Source organism: Pseudomonas sp. LFS074, assembly GCF_047978165.1.
In the GTDB taxonomy this organism is placed as follows: Bacteria; Pseudomonadota; Gammaproteobacteria; order Pseudomonadales; family Pseudomonadaceae; genus Aquipseudomonas; species Aquipseudomonas putida_P.
The window spans coordinates 955,365-972,130 of sequence record NZ_JBFPFV010000001.1 but is presented as its reverse complement, the minus strand read 5'-3'; the positions used below and the strand labels follow the sequence as shown (position 1 = coordinate 972,130).

At 61.4% G+C, this 16,766-nt stretch carries 16 protein-coding genes; 2 read left to right on the top strand and 14 right to left on the bottom strand.

What is annotated here, in order from left to right; all coding sequences use genetic code 11:
- The first annotated feature begins 8 nt into the window (after positions 1–8).
- Positions 9–1,043 (top strand): selenide, water dikinase SelD, encoded by a 1,035-nt coding sequence (gene selD / locus ACNQP3_RS04435; protein WP_069942238.1) that lies wholly within the window; start codon positions 9–11, stop codon positions 1,041–1,043.
- Positions 1,043–2,155: a tRNA 2-selenouridine(34) synthase MnmH gene (gene mnmH, locus ACNQP3_RS04430; RefSeq protein ID WP_012270571.1), complete on the top strand. Its 1,113-nt coding sequence runs from the start codon at positions 1,043–1,045 to the stop codon at positions 2,153–2,155. The genes selD and mnmH overlap by 1 nt, the downstream gene beginning before the upstream one ends.
- A 138-nt stretch (positions 2,156–2,293) precedes the next feature.
- Here the strand turns inward: mnmH and ACNQP3_RS04425 are convergent, their stop codons facing one another.
- From ACNQP3_RS04425 to cyoA, 14 genes are all read right to left on the bottom strand, one after another.
- Positions 2,294–2,680: a lysozyme inhibitor LprI family protein gene (locus ACNQP3_RS04425; protein ID WP_012270570.1), complete on the bottom strand. Its 387-nt coding sequence runs from the start codon at positions 2,678–2,680 to the stop codon at positions 2,294–2,296.
- A 20-nt stretch (positions 2,681–2,700) separates the two neighbouring features.
- Positions 2,701–3,240 carry a hypothetical protein gene (locus ACNQP3_RS04420; protein ID WP_012270569.1) on the bottom strand — a complete coding sequence of 180 codons (540 nt, stop codon included), beginning with the start codon at positions 3,238–3,240 and terminating at the stop codon, positions 2,701–2,703.
- Between the two features lie 66 nt (positions 3,241–3,306).
- Positions 3,307–5,832, bottom strand: coding sequence for a TonB-dependent siderophore receptor (locus ACNQP3_RS04415; protein ID WP_060494635.1), 2,526 nt, complete (start codon positions 5,830–5,832; stop codon positions 3,307–3,309).
- 76 nt (positions 5,833–5,908) lie between these two features.
- On the bottom strand, positions 5,909–6,880 hold the full coding sequence (locus tag ACNQP3_RS04410; RefSeq protein WP_264316838.1) for a FecR family protein: 972 nt from the start codon (positions 6,878–6,880) through the stop codon (positions 5,909–5,911).
- Positions 6,877–7,404: a sigma-70 family RNA polymerase sigma factor gene (locus ACNQP3_RS04405; protein ID WP_012270566.1), complete on the bottom strand. Its 528-nt coding sequence runs from the start codon at positions 7,402–7,404 to the stop codon at positions 6,877–6,879. Before ACNQP3_RS04405 ends, ACNQP3_RS04410 begins: the two co-directional genes overlap by 4 nt.
- A gap of 56 nt (positions 7,405–7,460) precedes the next feature.
- On the bottom strand, positions 7,461–8,024 hold the full coding sequence (locus ACNQP3_RS04400) for a GNAT family N-acetyltransferase (RefSeq protein WP_012270565.1): 564 nt from the start codon (positions 8,022–8,024) through the stop codon (positions 7,461–7,463).
- A 180-nt stretch (positions 8,025–8,204) separates the two neighbouring features.
- The gene (locus ACNQP3_RS04395) at positions 8,205–8,588 is read right to left on the bottom strand and encodes a YkgJ family cysteine cluster protein (protein ID WP_012270564.1); all 384 of its coding nucleotides are present in this window, start codon (positions 8,586–8,588) and stop codon (positions 8,205–8,207) included.
- 126 nt (positions 8,589–8,714) lie between these two features.
- A complete protein-coding gene (locus ACNQP3_RS04390) occupies positions 8,715–9,842 on the bottom strand; it encodes a hypothetical protein (protein ID WP_060515056.1) in 1,128 nt (375 codons plus the stop codon).
- Positions 9,843–9,955: 113 nt separating this feature from the next.
- Complete coding sequence (gene alaC, locus ACNQP3_RS04385; protein WP_012270562.1) at positions 9,956–11,164, bottom strand: alanine transaminase; 1,209 nt, start codon at positions 11,162–11,164, stop codon at positions 9,956–9,958.
- Positions 11,165–11,430: 266 nt separating this feature from the next.
- Positions 11,431–12,318: a heme o synthase gene (cyoE, locus tag ACNQP3_RS04380; protein WP_012270561.1), complete on the bottom strand. Its 888-nt coding sequence runs from the start codon at positions 12,316–12,318 to the stop codon at positions 11,431–11,433.
- A gap of 11 nt (positions 12,319–12,329) precedes the next feature.
- On the bottom strand, positions 12,330–12,662 hold the full coding sequence (gene cyoD, locus ACNQP3_RS04375) for a cytochrome o ubiquinol oxidase subunit IV (RefSeq protein WP_012270560.1): 333 nt from the start codon (positions 12,660–12,662) through the stop codon (positions 12,330–12,332).
- Complete coding sequence (gene cyoC, locus ACNQP3_RS04370) at positions 12,662–13,288, bottom strand: cytochrome o ubiquinol oxidase subunit III (RefSeq protein ID WP_012051225.1); 627 nt, start codon at positions 13,286–13,288, stop codon at positions 12,662–12,664. The genes cyoD and cyoC overlap by 1 nt, the downstream gene beginning before the upstream one ends.
- Before the next feature lie 3 nt (positions 13,289–13,291).
- The gene (gene cyoB, locus ACNQP3_RS04365; protein WP_012270559.1) at positions 13,292–15,310 is read right to left on the bottom strand and encodes a cytochrome o ubiquinol oxidase subunit I; all 2,019 of its coding nucleotides are present in this window, start codon (positions 15,308–15,310) and stop codon (positions 13,292–13,294) included.
- 3 nt (positions 15,311–15,313) lie between these two features.
- A complete protein-coding gene (gene cyoA, locus ACNQP3_RS04360; protein WP_012270558.1) occupies positions 15,314–16,255 on the bottom strand; it encodes a ubiquinol oxidase subunit II in 942 nt (313 codons plus the stop codon).
- Between the last annotated feature and the right edge of the window lie 511 nt (positions 16,256–16,766).

Below are 16,766 nucleotides of genomic sequence, written 5' to 3'. Positions count from 1 at the left end.
AGGTACGTATGAGCGAGCCGATTCGCCTGACCCAGTACAGCCACGGTGCCGGCTGTGGCTGCAAGATCTCCCCCAAGGTGCTGGACGTGATCCTCGCCGAAAGCGGTGCCCAGGCCCTGGACCCGAACCTGTGGGTTGGCAACGCCTCGCGCGACGACGCGGCCGTGTACGCGCTGGACGACGAGCGCGGCGTGGTCTCGACCACCGACTTCTTCATGCCGATCGTCGATGACCCGTACGACTTCGGCCGCATCGCCGCCACCAACGCCATCAGCGACATCTACGCCATGGGCGGCGACCCGTTGATGGCCATCGCCATCCTTGGCTGGCCGGTCAACGTGCTGCCACCGGAAGTGGCGCGCGAAGTGATCCGCGGCGGCCGAGCGGTATGTGCCGAAGCCGGTATCCCGCTGGCCGGCGGCCACTCCATCGACGCCCCTGAGCCCATCTTCGGCCTGGCCGTCACCGGTGTGGTCAGCAAGCGCCATCTCAAGCGCAACGACACCGCCAGCGCCGGCTGCCAGCTGTACCTGACCAAACCGCTGGGCATCGGCATCCTCACCACCGCCGAGAAAAAGGCCAAGCTGCGCGCGCAGGACCAGGGCCTGGCCCGCGACTGGATGTGCACCCTCAACACCCCCGGCAGCCGCTTCGGCAAGCTCGACGGGGTCAAGGCCATGACCGACGTCACCGGTTTCGGCCTGCTCGGCCACCTGGTGGAACTGGCCGAAGGCAGTGGCCTCACCGCACACCTGGACTACACCGCCGTGCCGCGTCTACCCAGCGTCGAGCACTACCTGGCCGAAGGCTGCATCCCCGGCGGAACCCTGCGCAATTACGACAGTTACGGGCACAAGATCGGCGCCCTCAGCGACGAGCAGAAGCACCTGCTGTGCGACCCGCAAACCAGCGGTGGCCTGTTGGTGGCCGTTACCCCGAAGGGCGAAGCCGAGTTCCTTGCCGTGGCCGCCGAACTGGGCCTGCAGTTGTCGCCGATCGGCAAGCTGGTCGAGCGACAGAGCCACGCGGTCGAGGTGATCTGATGCGCCCCGACTGCACCGACTTCCGTCAGCTATTCCTCGACGACGTGCCGATGATGGACATGCGTGCCCCCGTCGAATTCGCCAAGGGCGCCTTCCCCGGTGTCGTCAACCTGCCGCTGATGAACGACCAGGAGCGGCAAAAGGTCGGCACCTGCTACAAACAGCAGGGCCAGGCCGCCGCCATCGCCCTTGGCCACCAGCTGGTCAGCGGCACCACCAAACAGGCACGCATGGACGCCTGGGTGGCGTTCACCCAGGCCAACCCGCAAGGTTACCTGTACTGTTTCCGTGGTGGCCTGCGATCGCAGATCGTGCAAGGTTGGCTACGCGATGAGGCGGGCATTCAGTACCCCCGTGTCAAAGGTGGCTACAAGGCCATGCGCACCTTCTTGCTGGAGACCACCCAACAGGCAGTGGCGCAATGCGATTTCGTATTGCTGGGCGGCCTGACGGGTACCGGCAAGACCGATGTATTGCACCAGTTGGACAACGTGCTCGACTTGGAAGGCCACGCCAACCATCGCGGTTCCAGCTTCGGCAAGCGCGCCACTGCGCAGCCGGCGCAGATCGATTTCGAAAACCAGCTGGCCATCGATGTACTGAAAAAACGCGCCCGCGGCTGCGAGCAGTTCGTGCTGGAAGATGAAGGCCGCATCGTCGGCAGTTGCACTGTGCCGCTGGAGTTGTACCAAGGCATGCAGCAATACCCGCTGGTGTGGCTTGAGGACAGCTTTGCCAACCGCGTTGAGCGCATCTTGCGCGACTACGTGGTCAACCTAAGTGCCGAGTTTATCGCCGTGCATGGCGAGGAAGATGGCCGCCGCTTGTTCGCCGAGCGCATGCTGCAAAGCATGGCCAACATCTACAAGCGCTTGGGTGGCGAACGTTATCAGCGGCTGTCGGAGATCCTGCGCCTGGCCTTGGAAGAACAGCAGCGCAGCGGTGCAGTGGACCTGCACCGGGGCTGGATCGAAGGTTTGCTGAACGAGTACTACGACCCGATGTATGCCTACCAGCGTGCGGCGAAGGCCGAGCGCATCGAGTTTGCCGGGGATGCAGTGGAAGTGCGCGAGTACCTGAAGGCACGGGCGCGGCGACAACCTCACCATTAACACCGGTAGAGCCGAACTCATCAACCGCGTCGCCTGCTTCGCGGGTAAACCCGCTCCCACAGGGACCGCGCTGCACTTGAGAACTGCACCCTACCTGTGGGAGCGGGTTTACCCGCGAAGAGGCCGGTGCAGGCCACCTCATTGCCCCGGGCTGAGCACCCGTTCCAGCTCCGCAGCCCGGTCGCGGGTCATGCTCATCACGCAGGTACCGCCTTCGAGCTGCGCCAGGGTCCCGCCACTGGCCTGCACATGGAACTGGCAATTGCCATCGCGGTAGGCCATCCACTTGCGTTGTACCTCCCGCAGGTTCTTCTGCTGCCCGGCCTCCAGCTTGCCCATCAATTGCTTGTACACCCGGTTCAGGCGCTGGTCCTGTACTTGCGTTTCAGCGTTGATGCACGCGCTCATGGCCACCGTGCTGGAAGCCTTGTCCATGCATTGCCCGTAGGCCGCCGTATAATCTTCTGCCACGGCCAGCGGCAGCACGCAGGCCAGTGCCAGGCCTGCCAGGTAATGCTTGATCATGCTAACCCTCCTTGTGGGAATCAAAGTGACTGCGGCTGTTCTGGCGGCATCAACACCTTGCCCGGCTCGAAGCGCAGCGACGGTATCTGCGTTGCCCAGTAGAGCGCAACGGCCAGCGCCGCAATCAACGCCACATCGAGCCAATTCCAGCCCGGCATGTCGTCGGCGCTGCGCGCCTTCCAGCAATGCCAGGCCTGGCCCAGGCAGAACACCCCCATTGCCGCCAGCCACAGGTAGAAACCGGCGCCAAAGCCGACCCGCTCATGAAACGCGTAGCTCTGGTTGTCCGGCAAGCGGTCAATTCCGAAACTACTGGCGGCCAGGTAGACAGCAGCCAGCCCTGCCAGCAAGGCCAGCCTGCGGAACCGTCGGTGGGCAAGAACCGCCAGGGCCAGCAGCGGGTTGGCGAACCATTGGTACAAACCGAAGGGCATGCCCCATGGCCCGTACAGCAGCATCTGCAAGGCCGGCATGTGGCGCTCGCCGCTCAGCAGCGCGCCATCGAAAAACAGGGCGAGCAGATACAGCAGCAGGCTGATGCTCAAGTAGAAAACGGGCAAGGGACATACCTGGGGAAGCGGGACAGGCTACGACCTTAACTCAGGCCCTGCCCCGCTTCCAAACCTTCAATAAGTGCCGCGCAGGGTCACCATGAAGTTGCGTGGCTCGCCATAGTAGTTGCCGTAGGTCGAGGTACCCACGGTTTCGTAGTACTTCTTGTCGAACAGGTTGTTGCCGTTGAGCGTGACGTTCCAATGGTCGTCGACACGGTATTCGACCAAGGCGTTCCAGATGGCGTAGCCGCTCTGGTCGAAATCGAAGGGCACATTCTGTTGCACCAGCTTGCCGCTGCTGTCGTAGCGGTTGACTTCACCAGTGGCGTAGGTAGCGCTTTGCACCTGCACACCTCCACCCACTTTGAAGTCGCTGAAGATGCCCGGTAGGCGGTAAGTGGTGTACAGCTTGAACAGGTGCTTGGGCATTACCGTGCTCAGCGGGGCGTCGGAGCTGCGGTTACGGTTGAGGTTGAAGGTGTAGCCACCCACCAGCATCCAGTCAGGCAACAGCTCGCCGGACAGCTCCATGTCGATGCCCTTGCTCACGACCTTGCCGTTGGGCACATAGCAGCAGCTACCGGAGAAGCCGGCGAAACTCGCCGGGAAGTTCGGGTCCTGGACCGCTTCGTTTTCGCGGGTGGTGTAGTACAGCGCCACGCTGGCATTGAGCGCACCATTGAACAACTCGCCCTTTAGGCCGGTCTCGTAGGTTTTTCCGGTCATAGGCTCAAGCGCCGTACCGGTTTCGGCGGGGCCGCTGATCTTGCTGGACTGCGGCCGGTAGATCTCCGAATAGCTGGCATAGGCCGACCATTGATCGTCCAGGTCGTACACCAGGCCACCGAACGGCGTGACCTTGGTGCCAATGCGCTGCTCGGGGCTGGTCCTGGACACATTAGTGGTCAAGGCATTGGTGTAGGTCTGCCAGAAGTGGAAGCGCTGGGCACGCGCCCCGACGATCAGGTGCAGCGGCTCGGCCAGCTGCAGGCGCAGGCTGCCATACAAACCATACTGGCGTTGCGAATTGGGGCTGTAGTCACGCTTGTAGTCACGCCCGTTGCCAGGGTCGTCGAACGCCGAGCTGTCGGGGTCGAACACGTTGGCCGGCGAGCCCGATGCAGCGTAGGGGGCGGTGCCCAGCCAACGGCTGTCGATCTTCTGGTAGTCGGCCCCGAAAACCACTTCGTGGTCCAGGCCAAAGGCCTGGAAGTGCCCGGACACGTTAGCGTCGTACAGGTGCTGCTCGTTCTCCTGGCGGGTCGACGTGCCGTACCAGGTCGCGCCGGTATTGGTCACCGGGTCCACCGCGTTCAGGGTGGTGGCGGTCTTGAACAGCCCGAGGTCCCAAGTGTTGGTGTAACTGAGATTGAGCTTCCAATCGTCGTTGAAGCGGTGGTCTACCTTGGCGAAGTACTCGCGCGCGGTGGCATCCAGGTAGGCCCAGTTCTTGGTCAGGCCAGTGTGCCGCGGCAGGTTCAGATCAGCACCGTTGCTATAGCGCGGCACCGCGCTGTTGCTGCCGGTTTCGTGGGACTTGTTGTAACGGGCGCCGAAGGTAAGCATGGTGTCGTCGGTAACGTCCGCCTCAAGCACGCCATACACCAGCGGCCGCTCGGTGGCGCGGTTGTCGGTGAAGTACTGTCGGTCGGTATTGGACATCACCAAGCGCCCACGTAGGCGGCCATCCCAGCCCAGCGGGCCGGACAGGTCGAACTCCTGGCGATAGTTGTCCCAACTGCCGGCCGACAGGGTCAGCTTGAGCTGGTTGTAGGCGGTGGGCCGCTTGCGCACCATGTTGATGATGCCGCCCGGGTCACCCGAGCCGCCATACAGTGCAGCGGTACCTCGCAGCACTTCGATGTGGTCGAACTCGGCCAACTCGAAGATGTTCGACGAGTAGAACGAGCCCATGGCGGTGCCCAACGCCTGCGGCGCAGCGCCGTCGATCTGCAGGTTCTGGATGCTGAAGCCGCGTGAAAGGAAGTCCTGGGTACGGAAGGTGGTGCTCTGGGTGACGATGCCCGGCGTTACTTTCATCGCCTGGTTGATGTCGGTCAGTTGCTGGTCTTCGATCAGTTGGCGGGTCACCGTCGACACCGATTGCGGCGTCTGGCGCAGGCTGGTGGGGCTCTTGGAGCCGACGCTGATCAAGCCTGGCGCATACGAGCCGGTGTTCTCGGTACTCTCGCCCATGCCCTGCCCGGCCACGGTGGTCACGCCCAGTTCCAGCGCGTCACCACTCACGGCCACCAGCGGCTCTGCCACCAGCCGGTAGCCGTTGTCGCTGCGTGCCACCCGGTAGCCGCTGCCAGCCAGCAGCACGGCAAAACCGCTGTCCACCGAATACAGGCCATGCAGGCCACTGCTTTGCAAACCGGCCAGCGCTTCGGGGGTGAAGGCCAGCGACACGGCGGCTTGCTGGGCATAGCTGCCAAGGGCCTCGGCCAGGTTGCCGGCAGGCACATCGAAGCTACGGCGGGCGGCCTCCTCGGCCACGGCCGGCAAGGCCGCAACGGAGAAGACCAGCCCGGCGCAGGACAGGCGCAAGGCCAGGGCTAGCGGGCTGAGGACGGGGTGGCCAGGAAATCGGCGCATGGTGGATCGGCTCCTTGTTCTTGATCGGTTGGCCTCTTGTTTGACGGGCCAGCGCACAGAAGCGGAACCACCTTGATCAATTTTCTCGCGGCGCTGGCTCGACCGTGGTCCACCAGCGACCAAAACCACCGATGCGAATCGGCAGCGCTTCGGCCAGCAGTCTCAGGGCGCGTTCGCTGTCATCCAGCGGCAGTACCGCCGATACCTTGATGGCCTGCATTGCCTGGCGGTCGAAGCGCAGCACGCCGCGCCTTTGCTGCGACAACGCGTCCAACACCTGATCGAGCGGCACGCCTTCGGCCACCAATTGGTGACGCTGCCAGGCTTGGTCCACACGTGCCGGATCGATAGCCGGCAGCGGGCCAAGCCCGTCGCGTGCCACCCAGGCCCGCTCACCGCGCCCCGCGACCAGTTGATCGCCGGACACGGCACTGCGCGCCTCGACACGGGATTCGAGCATGGTCAGCTCGCTGCGTTCGCGCCCTTGGCCGACCACGAAGCGAGTACCCAAGGCCTTGAAGCTGCCCTCGTCGGTTTGCACCACGAACGGCCGCGCCGGGTCATGGCTGACATCCACCAGTACCTGGCCGTGCAGCAGGCGGATACGCCGCTCGCCAGCACTGAACTCGACATCCACGGCGGAATTGCCCGCCAAAGTCAGTTGCGAGCCATCGCTCAGGGTTTGACTGTGCCACTCGGCCGGCGCGGTGTGCAGGTCGGCTAGCCAGTCTCGTGGCGACACACCGGCAAGCGGCAAGGTGCCCAGCAACGAACCCGCCAGCACCAGGCCGAGCAAGGTGCGCCGCGCCAGCGAACGTGGCGCCGAGGGCTGCATGCCGGCGCGTAACCCTGCGCCAACCGGCCCGCGTTGCTGGCGCAGGGCATGCATCTGGCTGATCACCCCTTGCATGCGCCGCAAGGTCGCACCGTGGCGCGGGTCGGCCTGCAGCCAGGCCTCGAACTCACGCGCCTCGGTGGCACCCAGTTCGCCCTCCCCCAGGCACAGGGCCCACTCGGCGGCCTCCTGCTCGATACGGGACGGGTTCACGGTGCGGCAATGTCCAGCGTGCGGTGGCAATGAATCAGGGCTTGGGCCAGGTACTTGCGCACCATACGCGGGGAAATCTGCAGGCGCTGCGCGATCTGTGGCTGGGTCAGCTCGTCCAGGTAGTAACCCACGAATGCTTCGCGTGCGTTTACATGCAGGCCTTCAAGCAGGAAGGCGATCTGTTCCAGCGCCTCGAGCGTGATGAGGATGTTTTCGGGGGGCTGATGCCCTTCCAGCAACTCGGCAGTCAGGGCCAGCTCGCTGAGGTAGGCCTCTTCGATCTGCCGCCGACGGGCCTGGTCAATCAGCAGGCGGCGCGCGGTGGTACTGAGGTAGGCGCGAGGCTCGCGCATGCCCAGCAGGGCATCGCGCGAGGCCAGGATACGCACGAAGGTGTCCTGGGCAAGGTCGGCTGCGCTGTGCGAGCAGCGCAGCTTGCGCCGTAACCAGCTGAACAGCCAGCCGTGGTGCTCGCTGTACAGCTGTTCGAGCGGGTACGGGCTCGGTGAGTCGGCTACGGGCATGGGGCACCGGGACACAAGTGAGAATTGTTCCCGAATAGTAGCTATTCGCCGTAAGACTATGCAACAGGTGGTTCGAGCAACAAGCCGTAGATACCCGAGTCGGACAGCTCGCCGGCCACGCACCAGCGCGCCCGCAGGGTGCCTTCGAGCACGAAGCCCTGGCGCTCCAGGGTGCGGGCCGAGCCCTGGTTGCGCGGGTCGATTTCGCCTTCAAGGCGGCGCATGTGCAGGGTGTGGGCAAGGTAGTCGATGAAGCAAGTCAATGCTTCGTCCATGTAGCCCCTGCCCTGCACCGCGCTGGCCAGGCAATAGCCGATTTCGCCACGGCGGGAGACGTCATCGATGTTGAACAGCTGGACCATGCCGATCAGCTCGCCGTTGTCACGGCGGTACATGCCGAGCTTGAGCTGGTCGCCATTGGCATAGGCTTCACGGTCTGCGGCCAGAGCGCTTTCGGCCTCGGCCAGGTCTTGCCAGGGGGCATGGTGCCAATAACGCATGACCTCGGGGTCGGCCATGATCGCCAGCCACTGCGCGGCATCGGCATGGCGCATGGGGCGCAATTGCAGGCGCGGGCTGTCGAGGCAGAGGTCACTGGGGAAACTGCGGGGTGGGGTCACGCCGGATCTCCTGTCCATTGCTGGGGAGATGACAGTTTAACTACATGCGGGGGTGGATGGGCATGGCTTGGGTCTTTTGGTGATGCAGAGATCGAGCGTCGCGCGGGCGGCGCTCGATTTCAAAATCCCCGCAAACGTTCCGACATGCACATGCCAGCCGTTACTGGCAACCTTGCAGTATCAGGCCACCTCAGCGCCATCATCCGGCCAATGCGGCTCGTTGGCCCCTGGCGGCGTGAGCGGTGGCAGCCCATACGCCGCCCGTGCATCGTCGCAGCTTGGGTTGTGCACCCCGCCTTCCCACGACGCCTCGAACTCACGGCAAGGGCTGGAACGGTTGGCATAAATGGTACAAGCCACTTCCTTGCCGATCTCGCCATCAAGGCTGACGCAGCGGCATGGCTTGGCATCGGTGCCGATCATGGCAACGCGGGTGGGGTTGATCTGCACCACCAGGTCATCCGGCACAACGCCCCCGGCAGACTGGCATTCGCCCCAGAAGAAGGACACACGAAAGTACCCGCAGCAGGCGCCGCAGTCAAGGCAAGGGTTATATTCAGACATGATGTCACGGAGGGAAGGTTGTTGTTATCGGGGCTGGCCCGCTGCGCCATTTTCAATCGAATCCGGGGCGGCTGGATAGAGGGCGCCTGCAAAAAAAATTGCCACTGATCCGGCCGCCCGTTTCATTTATCGCAGTGCCTTGTAGGTCGTGGTATCCCAACGCTGCAGGGCTAGGCCCTCGATCGGATCGTAGTCATCACCACACACCTTGCTGAAACCCGTGCGGGTCTCGCCGCAATGTACCAACCGGTCGTGCTTGTCACCCTCGGTCAGTACGGTGTACGACTTACTTCGCATGGCTTGGTACTGCCCCTCGGCAGCGGCCATGGCCTGGTGGTACGCCATCAGTTGCGTGTCGTTCAAGGCCAGCCGCTTGCCCAGCTGAACACCCCAACGGGTCAGGCAGACTTCGGCGAGATGGCGAACGATCAGCCCCGGTTCCTTGAGCACTTTGCCGTCGCTCGCACCATCGCCGGATGCATTACCCACCAGCGTGGCATGGCGCCCCGGCATCGGGTAAACGCAGATCCGCGTGCCACTGGCAATTGACGGGATCACGCAGGCAAACCCTTTGGACCGTTCATCCCGCGAGTAGAAGCCGACGTACTCTTTGACGTTATCAGCCAAAGTGACGCGCTCGGTTTGCACATTGCCGACCCCAGGCACCGGGTCGATGGCAAATATGTTCACCGGGATGGCGCGCAGTACAGGGTCTTGCGCCATGGCATTGGCCAGCATGTGGCAACTGATTCCTCCCCTGCTCCAGCCGACCAGGTTGACCTGGGTTGGAATGCGTGGTTTGCGGAACATGCTGATGATGCGCTCTTGCAGTTCCTGCGGGGTTGGGTGGCGCTCGCCGTAGTCGTAAGTGCGCCAGAACCAGGAGGCTGTGGAGGAAGGGTCCGGGATGGGTACGCCGGCGCTCTTCAGCCGCTCGTAATCCTCTTCGCTGAGTTTGGTGCGCTGCCAGCTGCTCTCCCCTTTGATCACCTGCAGCACATGGTTGACGTTTTCTTCCCAGCCGCGACCGAACAGCTGGCCCGTCCAGTTGAAGTAGCCGCCGGGCTCGACGAACAGGTTGTCATCCTGCAGGTTGCCGCTGCCAGGGCCGTCTACGGCGATCCAGTGGGCGAATTCGCGGCCCTGGTCGTTGCTGGCCAGGGTCGAGACCAGCTCGCCGTTCCAGAAGTTGGGGTTGGTATCGTCGAAGCGGTGGGAGCCGGTGCCGCAGAAATAGGCGGTGAAGACACTCATTCGTGGATCTCTGTGGTGAGAAATGAGTGCTGAAGATAGGTAGGCAGATCGATGGAATGCAGGCGGAAAGCTCTCACCTGAAGAAAGGGGGCCGCAAAGCGGCCCCCTGATAATTACTTGTTGGTCAGCCCGTCAGCCCGGAACATCTGCCGGATCCCGCGAATGGCCTGGCGAATACGGTCCTGGTTCTCGATCAGGGCGAAGCGCACATGGTCATCGCCATAGTCACCAAAGCCGATCCCCGGCGAGACGCAGACCTTGGCCTCGGCCAGCAGCTTCTTGGAAAACTCCAGCGAACCCAGGTGCGCGTATTGCTCGGGGATCTTCGCCCACACATACATCGATGCCTTGGGGTTCTCGACCATCCAGCCCAGCTCGTGCAGACCTTTCACCAACAGGTTGCGGCGCTGGCGGTACTGCTCGGCAATGTCGCGTACACACTGCTGGTCGCCCTCCAGCGCAGCGATGGCTGCCACCTGCAGCGGGGTGAAGGTGCCGTAGTCGTGGTAACTCTTGATCCGCGCCAGGGCGTTGACCAATTCGGGGTTGCCGACCATGAAGCCGATCCGCCAGCCTGCCATGTTGTAGCTCTTGGACAGGGTGAAGAATTCCACCGCAATGTCCTTGGCACCAGGCACCTGCATGATCGACGGGGCCTTCCAACCGTCGTAGACGATGTCGGCGTAAGCCAGGTCGTGTACCACCAGCACGTTGTACTGCTTGGCCAGGGCCACCACGCGCTCGAAGAAGTCCAGCTCCACGCACTGGGCGGTGGGGTTGGACGGGAAACCGAGAATCATCATCTTCGGCTTGGGAATCGACTCGCGGATGGCCCGTTCGAGTTCGTTGAAGAAGTCCACACCCGGCACCAGTGGTACCGAACGCACCTGAGCGCCGGCAATGACCGCACCGTAGATGTGGATCGGGTAGCTGGGGTTGGGCACCAGCACCGTGTCGCCCTGGTCAAGGGTGGCCAGCATCAGGTGGGCCAGGCCTTCTTTGGAGCCAATGGTGACAATGGCTTCGCTTTCCGGGTCGATGTCGACCTCGTAGCGTTCCTTGTACCAGTTGGAAATGGCCCGACGCAGGCGCGGAATGCCACGAGAGGTGGAGTAGCCGTGGGTGTCTTCACGCTGGGCAACCTGCACCAGCTTCTCGACGATGTGCGGCGGGGTGGCGCCATCGGGGTTGCCCATGCTCAGGTCGATGATGTCCTCGCCACGGCGGCGGGCAGCCATCTTGAGTTCGGCAGTGATGTTGAAGACGTATGGGGGGAGACGATCGATGCGCGCAAAGCGGCGCGGCGAACCTGGGATGGCCATGGCTTCCTCTGAGTACGTAAGCGCCCGGAACCGTCCGAGCGACGCTGGCCGATGTGGCGGCCTGAATCAGAAGATAATGCCGAAACAGGATATCTGTAAAGGAAGATTTCCTGTTTATATATATTTTTTCAGACGTATTTTTTGAAAATACGAAATCTATGTTTCAGGACTGGCCTCTGGTTCATCCGCGAAGAGGCCGACACTGGAAAACACCCATAAAAAAACCCCGGCACATGGCCGGGGTTTTCGTGAAACAGGCAGCAGTATCAGCGTGCGTAAGTCATCAGCACGTCCGCAGCGGTCTGGCTGTCCACACCCATCATCACGCTCAGGGCAGTGACGGTGAGGATGGAGAAGCCGAATACCTTACGGGCCCACTTGCTGTCGTCCTCGGCCTTGTAGCCACCCCAAGCCATGTACAGCCAGTACAGGCCCATGGCAGCCGCCACGGCCAGGTAGCCGAGGCCGGCGTAACCGCCGAGGGTAAGCATCAAGGTGGCGAGCACGAAGGCCAGCACGTACAGCACGATCTGCTTCTTCGCCGCAAGAACACCGCGCGCCACCGGCAGAACCGGAATGTTGGCAGCACTGTAATCCTTGAAGCGGAAGATCGCGATGGCAAAGCTGTGCGGCATCTGCCACAGGCTGAACATCACCAGCAGGGTTACCGCAGCCAGGTCGAAGCTGTTGCTGACGGCGCAGTAGCCGATCACCGGAGGCATGGCACCGGACAGGCTGCCGACCAAGGTGCCGTGCACCGATTTACGCTTCAGCCACAGGCTGTAGAAACCGACGTAGACGATGAAGCCGATCAGCGCGCAGAACGCCGACAGCGGGTTGGCCTGAACATACAGCAAGCTGAAACCCGCCACCCCGAGCAGGGTGGCGTAGATCAGCGCGAGGGGCAGCGACATGCCGCCCTGCACCATGACGCGGTTCTTGGTGCGCTCCATCTTGTGGTCGATGTCACGGTCGATGCAGTTGTTGAACACGCATCCGGACGCGACCACCAGCGAAGTACCGATCACCACCGCCAGGAACAGGGCGAAGTCCACATGGCCCTTCGAGGCAAGGAAGAAACCGCCTGCCACGGAAAGCACGTTACCGAAAATGATCCCCGGTTTGGTGATTTGGATAAAGTGCTTAACGGACATGCAGTCTTACCTCACTTGGCCAACATTTCGAAGTGGATGCTGAACATGATCCACAGCGACAGGCCGACAAGCAGAGCGATCACCATGGTGGTGAACAGGAACGTCGATACGTTGTTGCGTTGCTCTTTCGAGCGGTCCATGTGCAGGAAGTAAACCAGGTGAACAACTACCTGGATCACGGCCATGGCAACGATGATCAGTACGGTCAGGTTCTTCGGCAGGCTGGCGGTCATGGCCAGGCCGAACGGGATCGCAGTCAGGATGATCGACAGTACGAAGCCGATCATGTACGACTTGACGCTGCCGTGGTTACCTTCGTGATGAGTGTCGTGTGCGTTAGCCATTACAGAACTCCCAGCAGGTAAACGACGGTGAATACGCAGATCCAGACCACGTCCAGGAAGTGCCAGAACAGGCTCAGGCAGCTCATGCGGGTCTTGGCGGTCGGCGTGATGCCGTGCTTGTTGATCTGGTACATCATGATTGCCATCCAGATCAGACCAGCAGTCACGTGCAGACCGTGGGTACCTACCAGGGCGAAGAAGCCCGACAGGAAGCCACTGCGCTGCGGGCCGAAGCCTTCGCTGATCAGGTGATGGAATTCATAGATTTCCATCGCGATGAAGCCTGCACCGAACAGGAAGGTCACAGCCAACCAGCCCAGTACACCCGCTTTCTTGCCATCGAACATCTTCAGCATGGCGAAGCCGAAGGTGATCGAGGACAGCAGCAGGAACAGCGTTTCAACAGCTACGAAATCGAGCTGGAAGATGTCATGACCCGACGGGCCGCCGGCAAAACTGCCGGACAGCACCGCGTAGGTGGCGAAGAGCGACGCAAACAGGATGCAGTCGGTCATCAGGTACAGCCAGAAGCCCAGTACGGTCATCTGGCCCGAGTCGTGGTGGTGGTCGTCATGCCCATGGTCGTGACCATGAGCAGCGCCGCCGTGCATTACTTGACTGGACATTGATTACACCCGCTCAAACGATTCGACACGTGCGCCGGCAGGCAGAGCACCTGCTTTGGCCAGCGCTTTCATACGCTCGCCTTCGATGCGCGCCACTTCTTCGGCCGGAACCATGTAGCCCTGGTCGTCACGGGCAGCGTGGCGAACGAAGACAGCGATGGTTGCAACCAGGCTTGCGCCAACCAGCCACCAGATGTGCCAGATGAAGGCAAAGCCGAAGACGGTCAGGAACAGGCCCATGAACAGACCCGTCGAGGTGTTGCTTGGCATGTGGATGGCGTCGAACTTGGTCGCCGGCTTGTAAGCCTTGCCGGTTTCCTTGGTTTCGTGCCATGCATCCAGGCCAACCTGCTCAGGCATGTGGGCGAAGTTGTAGAACGGAGGTGGCGACGAAGTCGACCATTCCAGGGTACGGCCGCCCCATGGGTCGCCGGTCACGTCCAGGTTCTGGTTGCGGTCGCGAACCGATACGTACAGCTGGATCAGCTGGCAAGCGATACCGAACAGGATCAGCACGGCGCCGACAACGGCTACGTACAGGTAGGGTTCCCACAGTGGGTTGTCGGAGTGGTTCAGACGACGGGTCATGCCCATGAAGCCCAGGGCGTACAGCGGCATGAACGCAACGTAGAAGCCCGACAGCCAGAACCAGAAGGCAGCTTTGCCCCACTTCTCGTTCAGGGTGAAGCCGAAGGCTTTCGGGAACCAGAAGGCGAAACCGGCGATGTAGCCGAATACCGCGCCACCGATGATCACGTTGTGGAAGTGCGCAATAACGAACAGGCTGTTGTGCAGAACGAAGTCAGCACCCGGAACGGCCAGCAGTACGCCGGTCATGCCACCGATGGAGAAGGTGACCATGAAGCCCAGGGTCCAGAGCATCGGTGCGGTGAAGCGCACACGGCCTTGGTACATGGTGAACAGCCAGTTGAACAGCTTCACACCGGTCGGGATGGAGATCAGCATCGTCGCCAGGCCGAAGAAGGTGTTGACGCTGGCGCCGGCACCCATGGTGAAGAAGTGGTGCAGCCATACCGCAAAGCCCAGGATGGCGATCGCGCCCGATGCGTAGATCATCGAGTGGTGGCCGAACAGGCGTTTGCCAGAGAACGTCGAAGTCACTTCCGAGAACACGCCGAAGGCCGGCAGGATCAGGATGTAAACCTCAGGGTGACCCCACGCCCAGAACAGGTTGACGTACATCATCGGGTTCCCACCAAGCTCGTTGGTGAAAATGTGGAAGTCCAGATAACGGTCAACAGTCAGCAGTGCGAGTGCAGCGGTCAGAATCGGGAACGAAGCGACGATCAGTACGTTGGCCCAGGTGCAGGTCCAGGTGAAGATCGGCATGTCCATCAGCTTCATGCCAGGTGCGCGCATCTTCATCACGGTGACGAGGAAGTTCACGCCGGTAAGCGTCGTACCCAATCCGGATAGCTGTAGCGCCCAGATGTAGTAGTCGACACCCACCCCAGGGCTGTACTGAATGCCCGCGAGCGGCGGATAGGCAACCCAGCCGGTCTTAGCGAATTCACCAACGCCCAGCGAGATGTTGACCAGCAGCACGCCTGCCAGCAGCAGGTAGAAGCTCAGGGAGTTCAGGAACGGGAAGGCAACGTCACGTGCACCGATCTGCAGAGGAACCGCCAGGTTCATCAGGCCGGTGAAGAACGGCATCGCCATGAAGATGATCATGATCACACCGTGAGCGGTGAAGATCTGGTCATAGTGTTCAGGCGGCAGGTAGCCTTCGGAGCCACCGGTTGCGGCAGCCAGCTGGGTACGCATCATGATGGCGTCGGCAAAGCCGCGCAGCAGCATGATCATCGCGACGATGATGTACATCACGCCGATCTTTTTGTGGTCGACAGTAGTCAGCCACTCGCTCCACAAGTAGGTCCACTTGCGGAAATAGGTGATAAGACCGACGACAGCGATACCGCCGAGCGCGATCATGGCAAGCGTCACCATGACTATCGGCTCGTGATAGGGTATCGCCTCCAGGCTTAGTTTACCGAACATCTCTTACTCCTCTGCACCGGCAGCTGGTTGCATACTCGATTCCACACCCTTGGTTGTGGCCAGATCTTTGCTGCCTGCTTCTTCGTGGCTACGGCCGCGGTTCATGCCTTCGTACTTGTCGACGATCAGCTGGAACTGCTCAGGCGAAGCCTCGCTATACAGCGCGACTGGGTTGTTTTCGCTTGGTTTGGCCAAGGCGTCGTATTCGGCCTTGTCCAGCTTCTTCGGCGACTGCTTGACCTCGGCGACCCACTTGTCGAAGTCTTCCTGAGAGGTGGCAGTAGCCTTGAATTTCATGCCGGTGAAGCCAGCACCGCTGTAGTTGGCGCTGATACCGTCGAACTCGCCGTTTTCGTTGGCGATCAGGTGCAGCTTGGTGGTCATGCCGGCCATGGCGTAGATCTGGCCACCCAGGCCCGGGATGAAGAACGAGTTCATCACGGCGTCGGAAGTGACGCGGAAGTTGACCGGGGTGTTAGCTGGGAAGACGATCTTGTTGACCGTGGCAATGCCCTGCTCCGGGTAGATGAACAGCCACTTCCAGTCCAGCGCGACCACGTCGATCTGCACCGGCTTCACATCGGAATCCAGTGGACGGTATGGGTCCAGCTTGTGGGTGGAGTGGTAGGTGACGTAACCCAGGGCGATGATGATCAGGATCGGGATGATCCACACCGCAGCCTCGATCTTGGTCGAGTGCGACCAGTCAGGGGTGTAGGTGGCTGCCTTGTTGGAAGCACGGTACTTCCAGGCGAACGCCAAGGTCATGATGATGACAGGGATTACCACCAGCAGCATCAGGCCGGTAGCGATCAGGATCAGGTTCTTTTGCTCAATGCCGACCTGGCCCTTCGGGTCGAGCAGGGTCCAGTTGCACCCACTGAGTAAAAGCATGCCTAAAAAGGGCAATATGCCAAACAGTCTGGGGTAACGCTTTTTACTCATCTCACGACCTCTAGATCAGCTTGCTTCAATGCAATTTGTGTTTTGGTAGCCAACACTTCGTCCTGCCAAGTGAGGCATTTCGCGCCCGTACTCGCTCCTGCCTGGGGTCCGACTGCAGGACCTTGGCTTCAAGCGGGTTAGCGGTGCTTATGGTTTCGTAGGCAACAGGCCTGTACTTCAGACCAAGTCCATTTGGTGCGGGAAAACGCGGAGGGGTGTCCGCCCGGTATCGCCGTTGGGCGAAACTTGACGAAGTCAGCAAAAAGGAGCGCTGGGGCTTCCTTCAATCCTGCGACTCGCAAGCAGTGCCGAACGGAAATTGGGGGCGATTGTAGATAGGTCGCCAACCCTTGACTATGACTTATTGAGCAACAGTCTTTTACAGAATACGTAACAATGCTGCTCAATAATTCAACTTCGCGACAGTTTGTCGCACCCCGCTTGCTAGGCCTCAAAGCCGCATTCTGCAAGGCCTAGAGGTTGATCTGGATCAAGCGGTGCGCAACTTTTC